The 21,386-nt window shown below is 67.1% G+C and carries 19 protein-coding genes; 2 read left to right on the plus strand and 17 right to left on the minus strand.

What is annotated here, in order from left to right:
- Nucleotides 1–34 precede the first annotated feature (34 nt).
- Nucleotides 35–1,267, plus strand: a complete 1,233-nt coding sequence (locus EDD30_RS20795; protein ID WP_170208278.1) for an MFS transporter — start codon at nucleotides 35–37, stop codon at nucleotides 1,265–1,267.
- Here the strand turns inward: EDD30_RS20795 and EDD30_RS20800 are convergent.
- Nucleotides 1,230–2,333, minus strand: a complete 1,104-nt coding sequence (locus EDD30_RS20800) for a serine hydrolase domain-containing protein (RefSeq protein ID WP_123678417.1) — start codon at nucleotides 2,331–2,333, stop codon at nucleotides 1,230–1,232. The genes EDD30_RS20795 and EDD30_RS20800 overlap by 38 nt on opposite strands.
- 11 nt (nucleotides 2,334–2,344) lie before the next feature.
- On the minus strand, nucleotides 2,345–3,016 hold the full coding sequence (locus EDD30_RS20805; RefSeq protein WP_123678418.1) for a DUF4097 family beta strand repeat-containing protein: 672 nt from the start codon (nucleotides 3,014–3,016) through the stop codon (nucleotides 2,345–2,347).
- Between the two features lie 220 nt (nucleotides 3,017–3,236).
- Between EDD30_RS20805 and EDD30_RS20810 the strand changes: the two genes are divergently transcribed.
- Nucleotides 3,237–3,971 carry a GbsR/MarR family transcriptional regulator gene (locus tag EDD30_RS20810; protein ID WP_123678419.1) on the plus strand — a complete coding sequence of 245 codons (735 nt, stop codon included), beginning with the start codon at nucleotides 3,237–3,239 and terminating at the stop codon, nucleotides 3,969–3,971.
- 135 nt (nucleotides 3,972–4,106) lie between these two features.
- On the opposite strand, the gene EDD30_RS20815 is transcribed toward EDD30_RS20810, so the two are convergent.
- The 15 genes from EDD30_RS20815 to EDD30_RS20885 form a co-directional block, all read right to left on the minus strand.
- A complete protein-coding gene (locus tag EDD30_RS20815) occupies nucleotides 4,107–4,670 on the minus strand; it encodes a dihydrofolate reductase family protein (RefSeq protein WP_123678420.1) in 564 nt (187 codons plus the stop codon).
- A gap of 496 nt (nucleotides 4,671–5,166) precedes the next feature.
- Nucleotides 5,167–5,340 (minus strand): hypothetical protein, encoded by a 174-nt coding sequence (locus EDD30_RS39240; protein WP_170208279.1) that lies wholly within the window; start codon nucleotides 5,338–5,340, stop codon nucleotides 5,167–5,169.
- 684 nt (nucleotides 5,341–6,024) lie between these two features.
- Nucleotides 6,025–6,636, minus strand: coding sequence for a hypothetical protein (locus EDD30_RS20825; RefSeq protein WP_123678422.1), 612 nt, complete (start codon nucleotides 6,634–6,636; stop codon nucleotides 6,025–6,027).
- Between the two features lie 155 nt (nucleotides 6,637–6,791).
- A complete protein-coding gene (locus EDD30_RS20830) occupies nucleotides 6,792–8,138 on the minus strand; it encodes a hypothetical protein (protein ID WP_123678423.1) in 1,347 nt (448 codons plus the stop codon).
- Between the two features lie 11 nt (nucleotides 8,139–8,149).
- Complete coding sequence (gene gntD / locus EDD30_RS20835) at nucleotides 8,150–9,178, minus strand: guanitoxin biosynthesis L-enduracididine beta-hydroxylase GntD (RefSeq protein WP_170208280.1); 1,029 nt, start codon at nucleotides 9,176–9,178, stop codon at nucleotides 8,150–8,152.
- 26 nt (nucleotides 9,179–9,204) lie between these two features.
- Nucleotides 9,205–10,335, minus strand: a complete 1,131-nt coding sequence (locus EDD30_RS20840; RefSeq protein ID WP_123678425.1) for an acyl-CoA dehydrogenase family protein — start codon at nucleotides 10,333–10,335, stop codon at nucleotides 9,205–9,207.
- 19 nt (nucleotides 10,336–10,354) lie between these two features.
- Complete coding sequence (asnB, locus tag EDD30_RS20845) at nucleotides 10,355–12,184, minus strand: asparagine synthase (glutamine-hydrolyzing) (RefSeq protein WP_123678426.1); 1,830 nt, start codon at nucleotides 12,182–12,184, stop codon at nucleotides 10,355–10,357.
- Between the two features lie 15 nt (nucleotides 12,185–12,199).
- The gene (locus EDD30_RS20850) at nucleotides 12,200–13,087 is read right to left on the minus strand and encodes an LLM class flavin-dependent oxidoreductase (protein WP_211353752.1); all 888 of its coding nucleotides are present in this window, start codon (nucleotides 13,085–13,087) and stop codon (nucleotides 12,200–12,202) included.
- Between the two features lie 22 nt (nucleotides 13,088–13,109).
- On the minus strand, nucleotides 13,110–14,291 hold the full coding sequence (locus tag EDD30_RS20855) for a GNAT family N-acetyltransferase (protein WP_123678427.1): 1,182 nt from the start codon (nucleotides 14,289–14,291) through the stop codon (nucleotides 13,110–13,112).
- Nucleotides 14,288–15,529 carry an MFS transporter gene (locus EDD30_RS20860; RefSeq protein WP_123678428.1) on the minus strand — a complete coding sequence of 414 codons (1,242 nt, stop codon included), beginning with the start codon at nucleotides 15,527–15,529 and terminating at the stop codon, nucleotides 14,288–14,290. Before EDD30_RS20860 ends, EDD30_RS20855 begins: the two co-directional genes overlap by 4 nt.
- Complete coding sequence (locus tag EDD30_RS20865; protein WP_244945342.1) at nucleotides 15,523–16,914, minus strand: DUF6002 family protein; 1,392 nt, start codon at nucleotides 16,912–16,914, stop codon at nucleotides 15,523–15,525. The genes EDD30_RS20860 and EDD30_RS20865 overlap by 7 nt, the downstream gene beginning before the upstream one ends.
- Before the next feature lie 35 nt (nucleotides 16,915–16,949).
- Nucleotides 16,950–18,509 (minus strand): amino acid adenylation domain-containing protein, encoded by a 1,560-nt coding sequence (locus EDD30_RS20870; RefSeq protein WP_211353753.1) that lies wholly within the window; start codon nucleotides 18,507–18,509, stop codon nucleotides 16,950–16,952.
- Nucleotides 18,506–18,781 (minus strand): acyl carrier protein, encoded by a 276-nt coding sequence (locus tag EDD30_RS20875; RefSeq protein WP_211353754.1) that lies wholly within the window; start codon nucleotides 18,779–18,781, stop codon nucleotides 18,506–18,508. Before EDD30_RS20875 ends, EDD30_RS20870 begins: the two co-directional genes overlap by 4 nt.
- A 33-nt stretch (nucleotides 18,782–18,814) precedes the next feature.
- On the minus strand, nucleotides 18,815–19,960 hold the full coding sequence (locus EDD30_RS20880; RefSeq protein ID WP_211353755.1) for an acyl-CoA dehydrogenase family protein: 1,146 nt from the start codon (nucleotides 19,958–19,960) through the stop codon (nucleotides 18,815–18,817).
- Nucleotides 19,961–20,071: 111 nt separating this feature from the next.
- On the minus strand, nucleotides 20,072–21,259 hold the full coding sequence (locus EDD30_RS20885) for an aminotransferase class I/II-fold pyridoxal phosphate-dependent enzyme (RefSeq protein ID WP_123678432.1): 1,188 nt from the start codon (nucleotides 21,257–21,259) through the stop codon (nucleotides 20,072–20,074).
- Nucleotides 21,260–21,386 lie beyond the last annotated feature (127 nt).

Consider the following 21,386-nt stretch of genomic DNA (forward strand, 5'->3'; position numbering starts at 1 on the left):
GCAGCCCGAGCGAGGAACCGGTGGACTGTATCTGGTGTTGATCCTGGCAATGGCACTGCCGTCCTCGGTGCTCTACTCGGTCGGCGCGGTCGGCGCGGAATTGACCTCGGCCTTCCACGTGTCCCGTTCGGGCCTGGGTGCCCTGCCCGCGATCGTCTTCGGCGCCGCCGCGGTGCTGTCGTTGTGGTCCGGCGGCGTGGTCGCCCGACTCGGTGCCCGGGCCGCGCTGCTCGTCCTGTTCACCCTCGCCACAGCGGCGTTCGTGCTGGTCGGGGCGGCCGCCGGTCAGCTCGGGCTGGTCGCTGCCATGGCGCTGTGCGGCGTGTGTCAGGCGATGTCCAACCCGGCCACGAACCTGGCGATCACCGAGTACTTCCACCCCGCGGACCGGGCGGCCGCGGTGGGCCGCAAGCAGGCCGCCGTTCAGATGTCCGCCCTGGTCGTCGGCCTGACCGCGCCGCTGCTCACCCAGCTCGCGGGCTGGCGGGCGGCCTTCCTGGTCGGGGCGCCGCTCGCGGTTTTCGCGCTGGCGGCCACGGCTCGATCGGTGGCCGCTCGACCCCGGGTCGCACACTCCTTCAGTTGGCGCCCGGCCCGCCCGAATCGCTATCTGGCACTGTTGATGTTGTTCCTCACCGCTGAGGGCTGCGGGGTGTCCGCGGTGGCGACGTTCACCCCGCTATATGGCCGGGACCATCTGGGTCTGGGCGCGGGTGTGGCTACCGCGTCGATCGCGGTGCTCGGCGTCGCCGGCGTGGCAGCCCGGTTGATCTGGTCGCGCCGCTCGGCGGCACTCTCGTTGCTGAGCCCGCTGCTGGGCAAGCTTGCTGTCGGCGCCGCCGTATCGGCCGTCCTGATCTGGGCCGGCGCCGAGCTGGGGCCGATAGCGCTCTTTGCCGGGGTGGCGGGCGTGGGGGTCACGGCGGTCGGTGCGAACGCGGTGGCGATGGTCCTCGTCGTACGCGACCGGCGAACCGGTCCCCTCGGGCCCGCTTCGGCCCTGCTGTCCCTCGGCTTCTTCGTCGGCTTCGTCATCGGTCCGGTTTCGTTCGGCGCGATCGCCGACCACCTGGGGTACGGCCCGGCGTGGCTGGCCGTGGCGGCCGTCTTCCTGCTGGCGGCCGGGCTGTCCGGATTGGTCCCTCGTCGCGAACGCCCCGGAGATACCGAAGGGCGGCGTGCCGCGACCTGGTGTCGCAGTACGCCGCCCGGGCGGTCCGCGCGCTCGGTCAGCGCGCGGCGTGCTCGCCGCAGAACACCGCCCTGACGAGGCTGTCCAAGGCCGGCGCGAGCGCCTCGGAGGGGTTGACCTCGGCGTCCCCGGTGGTCAGGCCGGCGGTCAGGGTCTTACTGCCGTCGGGCGTGCTGTACATCAGTGCCCCGAAGCCACCCGGCGCACCGCCGTTGTGGTGGTAGACGGTGCCGTGGTCCGCACCCAGATCCTGCACGAACACTCCGAGGCCGTAGTTGATCGGACCCGCGGGCTTGCGCATCTCGGCCAGGAGCGGGGCCGGTAAGAGCTTGCCCGCGTTGAGCGCGGCGAAAAAGGTATGCAGGTCGCGCGTGGTCGAGATCGCGCCACCGGCCGCGGGAAGCATCGAGAGGTTCTGCCGGGATACGTCGACCACCTTCCATTCGTCGCCGTCCTGGTAGCGGTAGTAGCCGTGTGCGTGCGGCTCGGGCAGATCGGTGGCGTTGCCATCCAACACGGTGTCCCGCACTCCGAGCGGCTGCAGGATGCGCCGTTGCATCTGCTCGCCGTAGGTGGTGCCGGTGACCTGCTCGATCAGCAGTGCGGCCAGGGTGTAGTTGGTGTTGGAGTAGCTCCAATCGGTCCCGGGCTCGAACCGTGCCGGCTTGGCAAGCGCCAGCTCAACCAGTTCCCGCGGTTGGTACGTGTGTAGCCGGGTGTCCACCCACTCCTTGCCGGTGGCCGGAATTCCTGGTGCGACTGTCCCGTCGGGGTAGTACTCGCCGGTGTAGTTGAACAAACCGCTGGTGTGCTGCAGCAGCATCCGCACCGTGATCCGCTCGTCCAACTCCAGGCCGGGAAGGTGGCTGGCCACCGAGGCGTCCAGTCCCAGCCGGCCCTCGGCCACCAGTTGCAGGACCACGGTGGCCGTGAACGACTTGGCGACGCTGCCCGCCCAGAACCGGCCGTCGGCCGGCGGGCTGGCGCTCCCGCCCAGCTCACGTACGCCGGCGCTGCCCAACCATTCGCCGTGGTCGTCGTGGACGCGTACGTGAAGCCCAGCGAAGCCGGCGTCGACGAAGGCCTCGACGGCCTTCTGTAGTTCGGGGCGATCCTGGCCGGTACTGGTCCGGTTCGTCATGACGGGGCTCCTCAGAGGCTGCGGGCGGTGATGTCGCCGTGGGCAGTGGTCGCGTGGATGTTGAGGCCGGCGGCGGCGCCTTCGGTGTTTTTGAGTGCGTTGTGGACGCGGCCGAAGCTGGTGCCCGCGTCCAACGACGCGGACGCTTCGCGGGCGGCGCCGACCGAGATGTCGCCGTACTGGGTGCTCAGGGTGACGGTGCCGGTTACGGCCTCGGCGATGCGCAGGTGGCCCTTCTGAGTGGTAATCTCCGCGGGTCCGCCGAGGCGGCCGACGGAGATGTCGCCGGCCTGCAGCGTCAGCCGGGCGCTCGCGGTCTCGTCGAGCTTGACCGAGCCGCCGGCGCCCTCGAAGGTGACGTCGCCCAGTCGGCCGACCCCCCGGAACTCGGCGCTGGCCGCCTTGGCGTCGATCCGCGAGCCGGTAGGCAACTGAACCGTGACCTCGACGGATCCGGAAGACCCGGAGATGCGGTTGGTGCTCTCGGGCGTCTCGATGCGCAGGACGCCGTCGTCGAAGGTGACCCCGACACGCTCCGCGGCCTTCACGTCGCGGCTCTTGGAGGCGTCCGCGGGGCGGATCTCGACCGTGGTGTCGGCCCGGTCGGCGGCGATGAACTGGATACGCCCGGCGGGGATGTCGAGAACGGCGGAGATCGGGGCGAGGGTGTTGAACTTCTGCATTTCAAGACTCCTTCGAGTTCGTTTCTGATGCCGGAAACGCTACGTTGCCTTTCTAAAGCTCGCAACAACGAGGTTGCACGAACTAGACATAGCAGCAGGTGAGGCGCCTTTTTTCATTGCAACAGCTAGAGATGCAACGCAACGGAAGGCCGCCGCTCGTTGCAATGGTTGCGGTATAAACGCTATGCTGGGCAGCAGCACGGACCGCGAAGGAGATCACATGCCAGGGGGCAGGCTCACCCAGCGCGAGCGCCAAGAGATCAGCCTGGGGCTGGCCGACGGCCTGCCGTACGCGGAAATCGGCCGACGCATCAGCCGTCCGACCTCGACGGTGACCCGGGAGATCATGCGCAACGGCGGTCCCACCGCCTACCGTGCCGACCTCGCTCAGCACGCCACCGAACGCCGCGCCCGACACCGCAGAAAGGCCACCCGGGGGCAGCCCGACGCGCCGCCGCAGACCCACGGGCGCGATGCCGAGGCCGTGCGGGAGTACGAGGAGACGTTCGCCACCGTCTTCATGCAGTTGGGCCTGCCCAAAATGACGGCCCGGACGCTGACCGGCCTCTACGTCACCGATACCGGCAGCCTGACCGCCGCCGAACTCGCCGGGCGCCTACAGGTCAGCCCGGCGTCCGTCTCCAAGGCGATCGCGTTCCTGGAAAGTCAGGGCCTGGTCCGCCGCGAACGCGACGAACGACGCCGGGAACGCTACGTCGTCGACGACGACGTCCTTTACCAGTCCACGATGGCCAGTGCCCGGTCCACCGCTCATCTGGGCAAGGTCGCCCGGCAGGGCGTGGGCATTCTCGGCCCCGGCACCCCGGCCGCTGCGCGCCTGGAGAACATCGCCCGCTTCGTTGACTTCGTCTCCGAGAGCATCGCCCGCGCCGCGAATCAGGCCCGCGAGGTGCTCCACACGAAGCCCGGGACCACGACGGAGAACGCGACCTGAACGCGGCTCAGGTCGCGGGCATGAAATTTCCGTATTACCGTCCGCCAGGGGCGACACGGTCCAGGGTGGCCGCTGGGATTGTGCGGATTGCAGAGGTGGAGCGCCGCCTTCGCCCGTGAGGCATCGCGCCGGCACTCAGTGCCTGGTCTCGTACCTGGTCAGGATCACGCCGTCGGGGAACGTCCGGGTCTCCACCAGGGTCAGGTTCACCCAGTTGTCCAGGGCCGTAAAGAACGGCGTGCCGCTGCCCACCAAGACCGGCGCGGTGGCCAGCACGTACTCGTCGATCAGCCCGGCCCGCATCGCCGCTGCGGCGAGTGTGGCGCCGCCGATGTCCATGGGGCCGCCATCCTCGGCCTTGAGCCGGGTGATCTCGGTGACCGCGTCGCCGGTGACCAGGCGGGTGTTCCAGTCGACCGTGCTGATTCTGGAGGAGAACACCACCTTCGGCATGTCCCGCCAACGGCGGGCGAACTCGATCTCCGCCGGCGTGGCGCCGGGCTGCTGGTCGGCGGTCGGCCAGTGGGAACTCATCGTCTCCCACAGTTTGCGCCCATACAGCGCCAGGCCGGTCGCCCCGACCCGGTCGGACCACCACTGGAACAGCTCGTCGCTCGGCACGCTCCAGCCGAGGTCGTCGCCGGGCGCGGCAATGTAGCCGTCCAGGCTCACGTTCATGCCAAAGGCCAGTTTCCGCATGGCGTCAGCCTCCCGTGAATCGTATTCGGCGTACAGACCAGCACGGCGCGGAAAATCATCGGTCAGGCCACGCCGAGGACCGGTTGACCACCACGCCAAGCGGATGCCGCGTACGGAAGGGAACCCCCTACGTGCACCCGACACCGGGGCGCCCGGACCACCATCACCTTGACCAGCGGTGTGTTGCGATACCCGTACGGTGAAACGGTGGGCGCCGACCCGCTGGGCAACGTGCGGGCGATGCGGCTCGACGTGACGGTCGCACGGACCGTACCGGTGGCACCACGACCGACGACGACATCACCGACCCCGGTACCGACGACGACACCGAGGCGGTTCCCGAGGTCAGCGACACCGTCAGCGAGACGGACTCCCGCACCGGCCGCGTCGACGGCCGGGGACGGCGACCATTGGGTGGGAGGGACCCCACCCCAAGGCCGCCGACACCGGAACGTCATAGCAATCGGGCCCCTGTTGGGTTCCGACCTTCGGCCATCTACTGATGGTCACGGTTCGCGTCGTCGAGCTTCCTCGGTCGTTCCTCGTGCTCGTCACGCGTCGGAGTCCGACGGTCCCGCTTCTGCTGAAGAACCGTGACTGCCATCTGCGCTACCGCCGCAACAGCACCAAGGGCGGCGGTGGCAAGGCCCACCCACTCGGACAGCTCCATGAACCACACCTCACGCTCGAACACTGATCGAGCGGATCACGGGCACGGTTCAGCTCGACCAGTGACTGACACTGGTAAAGCTGAGTTCCGCGCTGCCCCGGTGTGGCCGGTTCTCAGAGGTGGGACCGCAGTCCCGTCTCCATGATCCTTGGGGCCAGAACGTCATGAATAAGGCTCAATGACGCCCTTAGCCAAAGGTGAACACGCAGAGGTCTCTTCCGCCGAGGATTACTCGGCCGCCGTTGCCGGGCACCGGGGGCTCCGTGTTGACGACAACGGCGCGAGGGAATACTCCCCTCTCACTGCGCCGAGTATCCCTCCGCACGACAAGGCCGGCAACCGTCCGCGGCCACAACCACACGGTCGGGAACCACGGCCGCGACCCGGTGATGCGACGACCGCGGGATGATGTCGGTGCGACCCGGTCCCCGAGTCGGTGCCTATGGCGGCGGCGTCACCAGGTGAATCTGACACCCGCTCCGATTGGCAGGCGAACGGCGCCCTGTTCATCCGGCACAGGTGGCGAGTTCGTCGCCTGCGCCGCCGTCCGTTTCGTCGGTTGAGCGACATCTACCTGGATCGAGGACTTGGTCGGTGACATCTCGTGTGACAGATGGCCGCGGGCGCGGCGCTGCTTTACCCCGCGCCGGCCCGCATGCGCGGGCCAGGTGCTGGCCGCGGCGATCAAGCGTGGGGGTGCGGGTCGGGTCCGGGCTTTGCGATGTGCTTCGTGTTCTCGCTGTCGGCGGGCACGGCCACGCGGAGCGCGTCGTCTGTTCCCCACGCCGTACGCCGCGCCTCGTCGATGGCGGGATGGCGCAGCAGCGACACCGTGGTCTGGAGGGCTTCGCGTTTCGGCTCGTAGCCCACGATGTCTACCTTGATGCTCATGCGCGGGCCGGAAAGATAGACCCACCATCGGCCTGTGTAAGGCTGGCGCGCCTCCACACCGGTGATGTCGCCATCGGCGAGCGCCTGGAGCCCCAGCTCGTCGAAGCGCTGCATCACGGCGATCTGCGCCAACGACACGGCGTCGGCGTGACCGATGGCGGCCTGCTCGTCCGGCTCGGCGCGCCGTAAGCGGCGAAGGATTCCTTCCAGCGCGTCGTACGCAGCGTTGCCGACCACGCCTGTGGAGACGGCACCACCAAGCCAGACGAGGGCCATGTGCGCCGCGTCCCACACCGACTTGTCGCCGAGGAACCAATCGCCGCCTATTCGGACGGTCTGAGTGGAGGAGTCGACCTCCCGTGAACTCGGCGGCCGTTCATCGGCCTCGACCTCGTCAGTGCCCATGTCGGCAGGGTAGCCGCAGGAGGTGAATCATGGGCCTCTCACAATCGGGCTGCTGGAGCAGGGCAGGGCCGGCCGGATCGACGGGACCCCTCCAGCAGCCGCCCGGGACCGGAGTCAGGGACAGTGGCCGGGGTGTGAGCCCCTGTGGACGGCGGTCACGCTTCGGCGAGCAGGCAACTCGTCGTTGCGCCTCGGCTCAAGCTCACCACTCCCGGCTCGTCGCATTGCATGCATTTCACCAGGCAGCCGGAGGGGACTCCACCGAAGCAGAAGGGGCTCACCACCGCTGTCGCGTTCATGTGGTAGACGGTGCCGCCCGCTGTCATGACGTCGACGGGGTAGGGCTTCGGCGTGACGCGTTCCTGCACGACGTACTTTCCCGCCGTCAGGGCCTCGGCCACCATCGCCCGCCAGGCACCGGGCGTCGTCGTCGCGCCGAAGGCGACCTGGTTGCCGCCGTCGCCGGTCGCGCTCTTCAGCACCATGTGCTCTTGCTCCGCGATCACCAGCTCCGGAAGGTCGCGTGGGCGGTCGCGCCAGATCACCTGACCGGGGGTCAGCACTCGGGTCCACGGGACGTACCGGTCCACCAGCGCGCGCTCGGTGTCCGTCATCCACGGGAATCCCTCGGACACCAGCGCGAGCAGCTTCTTGGAGTGCAGGAACCACGAGCTCTGCGAGGGGACCAGGGTGAAGCCCTGACTCAGCGCGGTCCACACGGGGCTGACGTCGTACCCTTCCGCCGCCGCGTCTCTGGTGGTGAAGTCGAAGATGCCCAACTTCTTCGTCAGGGGACCGGGCAGACCGATCCCTCGGAGAAGATCCGCGAACTCATAGTGCTCTGCGGCGACACCATGACGTCGAAGCTGCGCTGTCTTGCGCTGGTAGTGCAGCCGGGCGGCGGCTCGGCCCTCCATGAGGCGCGTGCCCGCGAGGACGACCGCCGGTGGAATGCCGAGCTCCTCGCAGGCGTTGCGGATCGTCGCGGCGAACGCCGGGAACGGGTCGACCGCCACGAACGCCGGCTGTCCCGCCCGTTCCCTGACCCGGGTCCAGCCGTCCAAATGCGTCTGGAAGTCGATGAGCCCCTCGAACGCTCCGCCCACGTTGAATTCCAGAAACCGCGGTCCGTTTTCCGTGATGACGACGTCGGCCCGGCTCATGTCCGCGGCGTGCCGGATCTCGAAGTCTTCGTCGTCGCCGAACGCGGGGCAGTCCTCCTGCGCCACGCTGAGCAGTTCCATGCGCTCGAGCCGGTTGGAGCCGACCCGGAATGCCGCCTTGTGCAGCAGGGCCAGCAGGCTGCTGGTCGCCTCCAGCAGTTCCGCGTACGCCGCGCGCGGCAGCAGGAACGGCTCGAGCGGAATCGGTCGCTGGTCACGTGGCAGCCCGGCCAGCTCCTCTCGGAGGATCCGGCTGATCTCTTGTGCGGGAAGGTCGGTTCTGGATCCTTGCGGCACATCGAACCAGGAGAGCGCATCGGCGTCCTGGACTTTCCACATCTGTCGGTCCTTCAGTAGATGGTGTGGGAAGAGGGCGTCAGCCGGGCGGCACGCGACTTGCGAAGGTCCCGGACCAGGTTGAGCCGCTTGAGCCAGCGGTCCGTTCCGTCGAACCTGGGCGTGAAGGGATTGCGTCCGTGAACCGTCTTGTAGTTGTCGATGTAGATGATTTCGCCCGGCTTCAGGGCATACGAGGTCAGCGCCCTGTCGAGGCCCTGGACGAGCGCGTGCAGCGCGGCCTTCGCGGCCTCGTCGTGGTCGGGAATGGCGATGAAGTAGGGGTCTACGCGCAGGTACGGTGAGGCCTTGTCGCCGAAGAGAACCGCGATCTCGTCAGGGTTCTCATTGAGCGCCTCGATCCACGAGTAGGTCTGACGCGTCAGCCTCTCCACATCCGGATCGAGCTCTTCGTTCTTGCGTTGGGCCGGCGAGTGGGAGTCGTCCGGACGGATGGGGAAGCGAGCCTCGCGCAGGATCTCGACGTCTCCGTCGGAGAGCTTCACGTCGTCGATGAACGCCATCGTGGTCTCGATGCGGTCGTGGTTCCTCATGCACATGAGGCCGATGTAGTCGGCTCGGCACGGGTGGAAGGCGTCCTCGGTGTGCCATTCCAGCTTCTTCTTGCTGCCGGAGCCGGCCTGTGCGTATTCGCGGCCCGCGATGGGCAACACGTCGTTGACGACAGCACCGTCCTGCTGTGATGCCCATGCGATGACGTCTCCCAGCAACGCCGAGATCAGCGAGAAGGCGATCTCCTGACGGCGCGTGCTCGGCGCGTTTCTCGCGTCCGCCCAGTGCGCCGGCGTGGGTCCGATGGCCTCGTCGTCGATGGTGTACCCGCTGACCAGGCAGGCACCGCTCGGTTCGGCCTGCCGGAAGTGCATGAGCCCCTTGCGCAGATCGCGCGGGAGATCTTGCGCGTAGAGGGGTACGTGGGACAGGAACTCCTCGGACTCGAGGTCCGGGAAGGCGTGATCCATGTCGTCGACGAGCTGATCGATGATCTGTCGGTGGTGTGAGTTGATCTCAACCCGGTACATCGATACTCCTGGGGTGCGAGCGGACATTACAGGCAGTTTGCGATCAGATCGATGCAAAGATGATTCGGTGGTCCCATGTGCGGAATGGCATCGGCGTCCAGGGCCACCTGATTGATCGGGTGGTGCTGCATGTAACCGGCGCTGCCCAACGACCCCCGGACCGCAGAGCAGACGGCCTGACCGGTCGACGAGGCGAACACTTTCACCGAGTAGGCGAAGTCGGCCGCCTCGTGCGGCGCGCCGTCACCGAGCGCACCGACCATGGCGGACGCCGCTCGGATCTCCAGCGACAAGCGAGCCAGTTGACGCTTGGACTCGAGATCGTCGGCAAGCCCCTTCTCCCTGAGATGCGTCGTCAAGATGTCTCGGGCGGCCCGTGCGGTGCCGACACTGACGGCGCCGAGGGTGAGACCCAGGCGATGAGGCAACTGAATGACCTGCGGGGTCAGCTCGCCGGCACAGAGCACATCGGCGGGGGAGACACGGACCTCGGTGAACCTCACCATTCCGGTTCCGGAACCGCGCATGCCGCCCATCGGCAGGGCCTGCGCCGGCACCTCGACTCCCTCGTTCTCCCGCGGCACCAGGACGATCAGCTGGTTGCTCCGGCCGTACCCGGACGTCTCGGCCGTGGTTGCCTGCGTCTGCGCCGGCAACTGGGCCAGCACGATGAAGAAGTCGGCGACGGTGGCGCCGGTCGAGAAGGTCTTCCCGCCGGTCAGCCGGTAGCCGCCATCGGGTTGAGGCGTGGCGATGGTGCTCAACGACCGTTTGTCCGCGGATGAACCGACCTCGCTCCACGCGGAAGCGGCCAGCCACTGCTGTTCGACGATCCGGGCGAACCAGCGTTGTTTCTGGTCCTCGGTGCCATAGGCGTCCAGGCGGGCGGCGACCGCACAGTGCAGGTAGGCGACGATGGCCATCGACGGGTTGACCGCTGCGATGTCCTCGACGACGGCGTTGACCTCTCGCGGCGTGTATCCCAGGCCACCGTATTCCCGCGGGACGGAGATCGCCAGAACGCCCGCTTCACGCAAGGCGGTCAGAGCCAGCGGGCTGACGTCTCCACTGACGTGGCACTCACGCGCCGCTTCCCGAAGGATCTCCCGCTTTTTGTCGTCGAGCAGGCGGTCCGGAAGTACAAGATTCTGTCCCACGTGTCGTCCATTCGTCGATTCACGAGATGTTCAGGTGATAGGTCCTCATCCACCGGTCGATCTCCAGCAGCGGCTGTACGAGGTGGATGGTGTTGACGTGCGTCATGGTCGCCTTCTCGTCGTCGACGAACTCCCGCACGCGGTCGGTGTCCAACGCGGGCGCCAGCGGGGAGTCCGGATCCTTCAGCATGGCGAGGATCTCGTCACGCACGAGCGCATCGTGATGGTGCGCGTGCAAGGCGGGATAGGCGTTCTTGGGCCGGTACAGGATCTCTTGCGGGAGGAGGTCCGCCATCGCCGATCGAAGGAGGCTCTTCTCGCGGCCGTCGGATGTCTTCATCGTCCACGGGATGTTGTAGACGTACTCCAGGAGCTCGTGGTCACAGAACGGGACGCGCACCTCCAGGCCGACGGCCATACTCATGCGATCCTTGCGATCCAGGAGTGCCGCCAAGGGCCCCTGAAGGCTGAAGAACAGGACCTCGCGCATGCGGGCGTCCAGTTCCGACTCGCCGTCGAGCCGCGGCACACGGGCGCGCAGCGTGCGGTACCGGTCGTGCTCGTTGTCGGCGGGATTCAGGCGAGCTCGGATGTCGCTGTTCAGGCAGTCGGCGAGCCGCGGAGCGTCCCCCAGCCAGGGGAACCGGTCCCGCCACACCACGGCGGGGTCGTGGAACCAGGGATAGCCCCCGAACAGTTCGTCGGCGGCCTCCCCCGAGAGGGCCGCCGTGTAGTTCTCCCGCATCGCCTTGAAGAGCAGGTACATCGAAGTGTCGAACTGGCCGTAGCTGGGCAGATCGCGCGCCCTCAGCGCGGCTGAGCGCGCAGCCAGAACATCATGGGAATCGACCTCGACCGCGGTGTGCGAGGTCCCGAGATACTCGGCCGCGAGCTTGGCGTACGGTGCGTCGCGCTCCGGCCTGAGGACGGTGGGATGGAAATCGTTCTCCTCGCCCTTGAACTGCACGGAGAACGTGCTGAGGGGGCCGAGGCCGTGACGCTTCGTATATCGGGCCCCGAGCGCGGTGATGGCACTGGAGTCGAGCCCTCCCGACAACATGGTCGCTACCGGGACGTCGGCGAACATCTGTTGCTCGACCACGTCGCCGAGCAGCTCACGGATGCGCCCGACAGTGGTGGGCAGGTCGTCGTGGTGCTCGCGCGCGGGGATCCGCCAGTACTCGTGTTCGCGGACTCCGTCACGGCCGACGCGCACGTAGTGACCGGGCTTGACGGTGTTCATCCCGCGGTACGGTGTCTCGCCCGGGAGCGCGAGCCGGGGTTCGAGGAGGAGGTTGAGGCTGCTCTCATCGACCGCGGCGCGGTAGGACGGGTGTGCCAGAATGCCCTTCGGCTCCGAGGCGAACAACAAACCGGCGGGCTGCGGAGCGTAGTACAGGGGCTTCACCCCGAGGCGGTCACGGACCAGGATCAGTTCCCGCTCCCGGCCGTCCCAGACCGCGTAGGCGAACATGCCGCGGAGCCGGGTCGCTGAGGCCGCGCCCCACTGAAGATAGGCGCGAAGCACCACCTCCGTGTCCGAGCGGGTCCCGAACGAATGTCCCAGCGAGGCGAGCTCGGCCCGCAGCTCCCGGTAGTTGTAGACCTCGCCGGTGTAGACGAGAACCACCGGCTTCTCCTCGACTCCTGCCACCGCGTGCATGGGCTGGCGGCCACCGGCGATGTCGATGATCGCCAGGCGCCGATGACACAGCGCGACGTTTCCATCCACCCACACGCCGGCGTCGTCGGGTCCCCGCAGGCACATGGTCTCCGACATCGCCGCGACGATGGCGTGCTCGGTGCTTATGTCTCGTGAATGGTCAACCCAGCCGGCGATTCCACACATAAGGATTTCCTCGGTCTAGTCCGACTTGTGAGATGCAATGTCTGCCGCCACGCTCTGCAGGTGGCGTGGGTCTCCCGAAAAGATTCCGGTGCTCCGTGGATAGGCGACCACCGCGTCGGTGAATCCCAGTTCGGCGCAGCGGCTCAGGACATCCACGAGATTCTGCGGACTGTCGGCGAGGTGCGGCAGTGCCCTGCTGAGATATACGAGCCGGCGGACGTCGCCGAACGGCCGGCCGGCCTCGGCGCACACGTCACGGAACCGTCCGATCTGCTGCGCGAGCACCTCGAAGAACCGCTCTTCGCCGAGCTGTTCGGCGCCGTGGACGGGACCGTTCGTGACCCACCATTGACCGTGCTCAGCCGCAACGCGCATCGCGCGCACGCCCGCGGCGGCCACGGCGAACGGCAGCCGGGGATTCCGGACGCAGCCTGGAATCATCCGCGCGTCCTCCACCTGATAGAACTCGCCGCTGTGGTGGGTGACCGGATGGCGGAGAAGGCGATCGGTCAGCTCGACGAACTCCTGGAAGCGGGCACAGCGTTCGGCGGGCGACCGGTCGTGCCGATCGCCGATCGCCGCGTTGTCCGGGCCCTGTGCACCCCCGCCGAGTCCGAGCACCAGACGGCCCGCGCTGAGATGATCCAGCGTCATGGCCTCCTTCGCGAGAACCACGGGGTGGCGGAAGTTGGGGTTGGACACGAGCGTCCCCAGCGCCATTCGACTGGTCACCATCGCGGCCGCCGCCAGGGTCGTCATGGCGTCGAACCACGGCCCGTCCCGGAGGGTCCGCCAAGAGAGATGGTCGAAGGTCCAGCCATGAGCGAAACCGGCGTCGTCGAGGTGTCTCCAGACATCGGCTCCCCGTTTCCCTGCGTGTTCGGGCATGATGAGCGTGCCCAAACAGATATCCGTATATTCCATGTCAGTTCTCTCCGGCAGGGGCGGGCATTGCGGAGGAGGGCCGGCCGGTCGGCACTCCGGCAAGAAAATCGTCGAGGTGAATCGAGCGACGATCGTCGACATTCAGGCAGGTGTGCGGAATGTCGTCACGGACCGGGCGCTGAGCATCGTGAAAGTAGACGGCCCGGAGCCGGCCGCCGCCCGCCTCTTCGAGCACGGGGTTGCGTACCAGGAAGTCGCGGACCTGTGGGGTGTCACGACGGGCGTGCCACCAGACCTCGAGCTGTCCTCGATAGTCCGCCGGCCGTTCCAACCGGGGTGCCAGGCGGCGCTTGTATCCGTACAGACCGTTGGCGATCCAGGCCTCGAGGCCGCTGAAGTCGACCGTGGATATGGTGTTCCGCTCGGCCCAGTCGACGATCAGATACGACATGAGACGGAGCAGGCCTGACTCGTGCAGCTCCGCCGACCCGTCCAGGAGTCCGCCGAGCCGAGGGGTCAGGGTGGTGTCGTCGCCGGAAACGGTCGCCAGGGCGCCGGCCACGGGACTGTCGTCCTGCATGACGAGCAACAGGTGGCCGCGCTTGAACAGGCACTCGTACGCACGAATGCGGTTCTCGCTGCGCGCGCGTGCACCGTGCCTGCTGCGCATCGTCGGCACGTGCATCCGGTCGTAGAAGAAGTCGAAGGCGGCATCGTCGGTGACCGTCGTCATCCGCAGCCCGCGCCGTGTGCACTGCGTCTTGCACCATTGCCGCTCGCCCTTGGACATGCGGGCCTGCCAGCCCACCGAACTGTCGACCACCGCGTGCAACCGGTAGGGCAGCACGAGCGACGCTCGGCGTGGCAGTGCCGTCAGTTGGCTCCTGGTCCCGACGACCGCGACGAGATCGGCTCGAGGGAGTTCGTGCCGGCGGAAGACATCCGCCGCCGTGACGGCGGCGCGATCCAGGTCCGCCGCGCCGGAGCCCATGCGTTCCCGCTGACGCTCGAGCATCTGCAAGATCTTCGTCACGCCGTCCGGTATGCCGGCATAGCCGAGGCTGGGCCCGGAGTCGCGCGGGGTGGAAACCGCAGACGTGAGCCGGCGCAGCCGGGTGTCGAGCACGATCCGTGCCGCCTTCGCGGCCGGGCGTTCGCTGTAGTCCCAGGCGAACGACGATCTCGCGACCATGCGCTGCCAGACGTTCGCATGCGCGTTCACGTCTGCTCCGACGTCTGGGGAATCGGCGAGGCGGCTGTCCGGAGCGGGTGTCTCCGGGCCCAGTTCGACACCGTTCGCATGGGAACCCCTCCGGCGATGAACAGTGCGGCCAGGACGAGCCAGCCGCCGGCTCCTACGCTGACGACCAGCGCGGACATCACCAGCGGTGCCGCCATCTCGGCGATGGTGAATCCGGAGTTGAACACGCTCTGGTATTCGCCGTGTGCCTCCTGCGGTGTGAGCCCGACCGCGACGCCCCAGCTACTGGCCACGAACATCAACTCGCCGACGGTGTGTACGGCGGCCGCGGCGATCAGGATCATCGCGGCGGTGACTCCCGAGCCGCCCGCGGAAGCCGCGAACAACAGACAAGAGGCGGTCAGGGGAATCACGCAGAGCACCGCGTTGCGCGCGGCACCGTCGAGCGTGGCGCTGGAGGCTCCCACGCGCTTCTGGAACAGCAGAATGCCGACCGTGTTCAGGGCGAGCATGACGCCGACGGTCCACGTGGGCGCGTCCGTGTGGTGCACCACCCAGAGGGGGACGCCGACGGCGAGCATGCCCCAGTTGAGAGCGAGTATCCCGAACAACACCGTCGCCACGAGGAACGGCCGGTCGCTCACGACCATCGCCTTGCGCTTCTCGCCGCGATCCCGCAGCGACGGGACGGCGGGCAGTCGCTGCACCACCGCGGCGGAGATCAGCGTCAGCGCACCGTAGAGGAACAGCAGAGCGAGAAACGCCGGGCGGGTGTTCAGGTACAGCACGAGGGTTCCCACGCCGGCCCCGAGCGCGGCCCCGCCACTCTGCGTGACGCGCAGCGAGGCGAGGTGGTGCATGCGGTCATCGTCGTCGGTCAGGCCGCAGACCAGCGCGATGCGCATCGCGGGCACCGACCGCTCCGCCATGACGAAGAAGCAACTGACCAGGATGAACGACCAGAGGGAGTCCACCAGCGCATAGCCGGCGAGCGTCACACCCTGAACGACCAGCAGCAAGGCGAGCACCTTGTTGACGCCCACGCGGTCGGCGAGGTATCCGAGCGGAACGCTGGCCGAAAGCCCCACTATGCCGGCCACTGTGACGCCTGCCCCGAACTGCCAGGCGGACAATCCGATCGAGGTGGTCGCGAAGATCGTCCAGCAGACGAACCAGCCACCACCGCCGGTCGCCGTCAGGAAGGTGGCCAGGTAGAGCCAGCGGAGCGCACCGCTCGGCAGTCGGGCCACCTTCACCATGAACTTCCCCGTGCGGCCTCCTCGGCAACGCGGGCCAGCCTGTCGACGTCGTTCGCAGCGAGCAGCCTGTCCTCGGTGATCGGCTTGTAGTCCGCGGAGCTGTAGCTGCCGCTACCGTGCACGACGATCTCGTCCTCCGACACGAGTCCGCGATCGACCGCATTGAGGACGCCGGTCATCCCGATCATCAGAGACCACTCGCGCAACTGACGGGGGTCGGCCGGCACTCGCACCCCCGCCCGATCGAGCAGCGCGCTCACCTGCCCGTAGCGGCCCAGGCATTCCTGCAGCGAGACGACGATTCCGCCACCCCCGCGCTGGCGGATGATGTCGTTCATCACCCCGGAGGTGACAGGCCGGCGGGTGTAGAACGTCGGATCCAGTACCTCGTCCGTGGCGAACGTGGTGAACGGGAAGTGCGGATCCCTGTCCTGCCGGTAGACGCCCTGGCTCTCGTCGTAGACGTACTCCGGCAGGCCGGCACGGGAGGTGTCGCCGGAGTAGAGACTGAGCACCATGTCGGGCGTACCGAGGTGCTGCACGAGAAAGTAGCGTGAGGCGGCCGGATCCACGTCACCCGTCGCGGCGAGCTGCTGGAGACCACGGTTGTGCCCGAGGAGCCCGAATGCGCTCGACACGGCGTGGGCGTGCAGTCGCGCCTGGCCGGGAGTGGCGCGCAGGAACTCGTGCTCTACGTGCGCCCGTACCACGTCGGCGACCATGTAGTTCTCGATGTCCATGGTATACCAGAGGCGTACGCCGTGGTCGCTCCAGATCTTGGCGGCGTGGTTCTTGACGAGCTCGTGGGCCAGTACCTTGACGTGTCCGGTCTCCGGGCCGTCATACGTCGTCACAGGGTTGCGACGAGCCAGAGCCGGGTCGTCGCTCAGGGCCGACGACCACAACTTCTCGCGCGACGACCACGGCACGACAGACAGGATCTGGAGTTGAACGGCAGACACGAGTCCACACTCGATCGCCCAGAGGACGGCGTCGCGCAGGGCCGTGGCCTTGTTCGCCGACGACGGGGTGACGATCATCACCCGCTCGCCCGTCTGGTGAATGTGCTGGATGGCACGGGCGACCAGCACCAGGGACGGATAGGTCTTCGTCGTACGGGTGCGCGGATTGCGCATCAGGTCCATCAGCGTCAGATGCTTGCCGCCGAACTCTCCCAGGTCGTGGACGGCGACGCCGGACAGCGAGAAGAACTTGTCCAACGTTCCGTCGTCGGGCAGTCCCGCCATCGGAACGAAGGGGAGGTTCTGCTGGTCCCTGGTCCGATCCTGCAATGCCTGCAGGGCCGCTCGGACGTGCGCTATGTATCGAGCCAGAACATTTTCGACGACAATCGGAGCCTTGAGCTCCTGGAGTGCTTCCGCCATCTCACTTACTCCCTCTATGGCTCGCTGGCCGGTCTCTACCCTGCCGACCCGACATCTCGCGGACCGCCGTTGGTGAGCATGGTTTCCAGCGCGTTCCTGTCATTCTTGCCGGTTGATGTCTTGGGCAGTTCCTGGAGGAATTCCAGGCGGTCCGGGGTCATGTATTTCGGTAGCTTCTCCCGGCAGTGCCGGATCAGCTCTGCCGCGTTCAGGGCGCGATCGACCACGACGTAAGCCCAGAGCAGGTTGGTCACCTGCTCGTCGGGGACCGCGATGACGGCACACTCCACCACCGCCGGGTGTGCCTGGAGCGCCAATTCGATCTCACCCAGCTCGATGCGGTGACCGCGGCTCTTGATCTGGTGGTCCCGCCGGCCGATGAATTGCAGGACGCCCGCTTCATCGGCGCGAACCATGTCGCCGGTGCGATAAGTGGCGAACGAGCCGGTCTCCGTCGGCGGTATGAGGACCCGCGCCGTGCGCGCCTCGTCGTTCCAGTACCCCCGCATGACCGTCGGTCCCTCGACCAGCAGCTCGCCCACTTCGCCCGGGCCGACCGGTGATCCGTCGTCCGCCACAATTCTTGTGGTCACCTGGCTGATGCCCCGGCCGATCGGGATCGGCTCGTCGTCGCGCTCGGGGATCTGCTGCACCTCGTGCCAGGTGCACACGTTCGTCTCGGTGGGACCGTACAAATTCACGAAACGCGCGCGGGGAACCACGTTCATGAGTGCGCGCAGTGATGCGGTGGGCATCACCTCGCCCGCGAAGAGCACGACTCGAAGGTCGGGGAAGCAGCCGCGTTCCAGGTTGCCGCGGCGCACGAGCATGGTGAGGGCCGTCGGCACGGAGTACCACACCGTGATCTTCTGCTCCCGCACGAACTCGACGAGTTCCGGGATGAACACTGACGCCCGGGTGGGCACGAGTACGAGGGTTGCGGCGGAAGCGGCCGCCGCGAAGAGGTCGAACGTGGAGAGGTCGAAGTGCAACGGCGCGTGGCTCGAGAGCCGGTCGTCGGGGGTGAGGGCGAACTCTTCGGCGGCCCAGTTGATGAAGGCGAGTCCATTTCCGTGGGTCAGCGTGACGCCCTTGGGCTGCCCGGTCGACCCAGAGGTGTAGAGGATGTAGGCGAGATCGTCGGAGTTCTCGGGAATCTCCACCGGCGCAGTGTCCTGTCGGGTTGCGCGCTGGGCGCTGTCATCGAGGTCGATGACCGTATGCAGATCCGGGGACCGGTGGTGGAAGGCGTCGGCTGCGGCCAGCCGCCTTCCGTCGGTGAGGAGGGCCGTCATCGCCGAGTCCTTGGCGATGAGCTCGAGCCGCGATGCCGGAGCGCCGGGATCCAGCGGGACGTAGCAGGCGCCCGCCTTGAGCACTCCATAGATCGCCGCTACAGCTTCGGCCGACTTGTCGATGTGTATGCCGACGCGGTCCCCTCTCCGGACCCCGGACCGCAACAGCGCGCCGGCGAGGTAGTCGGACCAGACGTCCAGCTCACGGTACGAATAGCGGCGGGAGCCGTCGACCAGCGCGGTCCTGTCCGGATGAGTCGCCGCTGCGGCGCGCAGCAGGCCGTGGATGACTGCGGTCACTGCGCCACCGGAGATGAGCTCGTCGGCAGGCGGCTCGCCACGAACGCCTCGATGGCGTCGAGGGTCTCGAAGTTCTGCGCCACCACATCGATGTCCTCGACACGAATCCGGTAGTGGCTCTGCAGGAAGTGCGCGAGCTCCAGGAGGTTCAGCGAGTCCAGGACGCCCTCGTCGATGAGGGAGACACCGTCGCCCAGTTGGTCGCTGTCGCCGGGCCACTCCAGCTCTTCGATGATGAAGTGGCGTACCTCGTTCTTGATGTCGCTGGTCACGGTCTTGTCCTTTCGAGGTGCAAACAAGAGAGCTCAGTGCAGGCCAAGGTGGCGTGCGGCGAGGTTGCGCTGGATCTCGCTGGTACCGGAGTAGAGGCGGCCCGCCAGGGCGTCACGAAGATCCCGCTCGACCTCGTATTCCGCCGTGTATCCGTACGCCCCGTGTACCTGAATCGCGTCGAGACCCGACTGGACGAAGTTCTCGCTGACGGACAGCTTGGCCAGGGCCGCCTCCAGGCCCGTCGGTCGCCCGCTGTCGATGGTCCGGCCCAGCCGGTACAACAGCAACCAGGAGGAGTCCAGACGGAGCTTCATGTCGACGAGCCGGTGCGAGACCGCCTGGTTGGCGGAGATGGAGCGGCCGAACTGCTTGCGGCTGCGTGCGTAGGCGATGCACCGTTCGAGGTCGCGACGCATCGTTCCGAGCGCCGGTGCGAGAATGAAGCTGCGCTCACGCTCCATCGTCCAGTTGAAGATCGCCGCGCCTGCGCCCTCGGGGCCAAGCAGGTTCGCCGCGGGTACTTCGCAGTCGTCGAAGTAGACCTCGGACATCGGTGACGTCCGCAAACCCATCTTCGTGATGGCTTCGCCCACCCTCAGCCCAGGGGTGTCGCGGTCGATCAAGAACGCGCTGACACCGGCGAATCCCCGCTTGCGATCGGACGTCGCGAAGACGAGAAACACGTCGGCCACGGGCGCGTTGGTGATGAACGTCTTGGAGCCGTTGATCAGGTATCGGTCGCCGCGCCGTACCGCGGTCGTGCTCAACGCGAAGGCGTCGGATCCTGAGCCGGGCTCCGACATGCCGTGGGCTGCGATGATCTCGCCGGCGCACATGGCGGGAAGGTAGCGCTCCCGTTGTGCCTCCGTGCCGAACTTGACGATCGGCGAGGCACCGGCCCACAGGTGGGCGTTGAGGGAGAAGATCAGGCCGTTGTCCCGGCAGCCGTAGCCGAGCGCTTCCAAGGCGACCATCGTGGTGACTGCATCGGTCGGCGAGCCTCCGTAGACTGCGGGGATCGGCATGCCCAGCAATCCGATCTTGGCGCATCGCTGCCACGCGGCGCGGGCGAAGGTTCCATCGGCGTCGTTCTTCAGGATCTCGTCGTTCAGCTCGGCCTGAGCGAACCGCTCCGTACTGTCGCGAAGCGCAATCTGCTCCGCAGTGAACTCGAACATCATTCCATCCCCGTGGATTTTCGACGACGGCGTAGGCATCGTCGCGATCTGCCGGCTGGATCGGATGCCGAGATGTCGGCTCACCGCCGTACGGGACCGACCTCGGCCGGGTCAGAACTTGAACGTCTGCTTCGCCTTGATCAAGGTGTCCACGAGGACCTCGCAGTCTGCGGTGCTGTGCCGGCTCGACACCCCGACACGGAGCCGGCCGGAACCCATCGGCACATGGGGATAGGTGAAGGTCGCTACCATGATCCCGTTGTCCATCAGCCAGTTGACCACGTCGACCGTCTTGTCCTCGTCGCCGATGACCACGGGAACGATATGGCTATTGGTCTTCAACAGGTTGAATCCGGCGCCCCGCAGACTGTCGGTGACGAGCGCGGTGTTGGCCTCGAGGCGCTGACGCAGCTCCGTGCCCCGCGACTCGAGCTGGTCCAGCGACGCCAGCGTGGCACCGGCGACGGCAGGGGCAGACCCACGCGAGCTCGTGTACGTGGGCGCCATGTAGCGGAGTTCGCGCTCGACCGGCTTGTCGCACAGGATGAACCCACCGATGCTGCCGAGAGCCTTGCTCATCGTGCCGACGACGACATCGATCCGGTCCGAGACGCCGTAGAGGTCGGCGGCGCCGAGACCCTGGGGCCCGACAGCTCCGAACGAGTGGGCCTCGTCGACGACGATCATCGCGTCGTACTTGTCGGCCAGCACGGCGATCTCGTCCAGCGGGGCGTAGTCGCCGTCGGCGCTGTACAGGCCGTCCACGACGATGATCCGCCGACGCTTGTGCGAGGATTCCCGGAGGATCGACTCGAGCCGCTTCATGCTGTTGTGTGGGAAGGTTCTGATCTCGGCGCCGGAGAGCTGACTGCCCATGAAGAGGCAGATGTGCGCGAGGCGGTCGTTGATCACCACGTCGTCGCTGCCGGCCAGCGTCGACACTGCCGCGATGGAGGCGGTCATCCCGGACGGGAACATGATCGCGGCCGGCTTCGAGGACATCTTGCGAAGCTTCTCTTCGATGTCGTGGTGAAGCCGGGTGTGGCCGCAGGTGAGCTGAGCCGCGTAGGTGTTCGTCCCGAACTTCTCGATCGCGTCGATCGAGGCACGCTTCAGTGCGGGATCCTGGGAAAGTCCCAGGTAATCGCACGAGCCGAACATGAGCAGGTTGTCGTGGGAATTCGTGGATACAGAATTTCCGTGGTGGTCCTCGATGATGGGGAAATAGGGTGACCGTTCCTCGTCTTCCCATCGGATGTACGTGTCATGCAATGCGGACATGGCGGCCTTGATTGCCATTCATGCCTCCCCCGTAGAAGCGAACAGCCCTGATGCCGCTCGCAGGCTGACATCGGTGACCGTCCAATTTCTACAGAATGTGGACGGACAGTGTCAACCCCGTGCGCGATGTGATCGTGAACCGGCC

The sequence above is a fragment of the Couchioplanes caeruleus genome (assembly GCF_003751945.1).
In the GTDB taxonomy this organism is placed as follows: domain Bacteria; phylum Actinomycetota; class Actinomycetes; order Mycobacteriales; family Micromonosporaceae; genus Actinoplanes; species Actinoplanes caeruleus.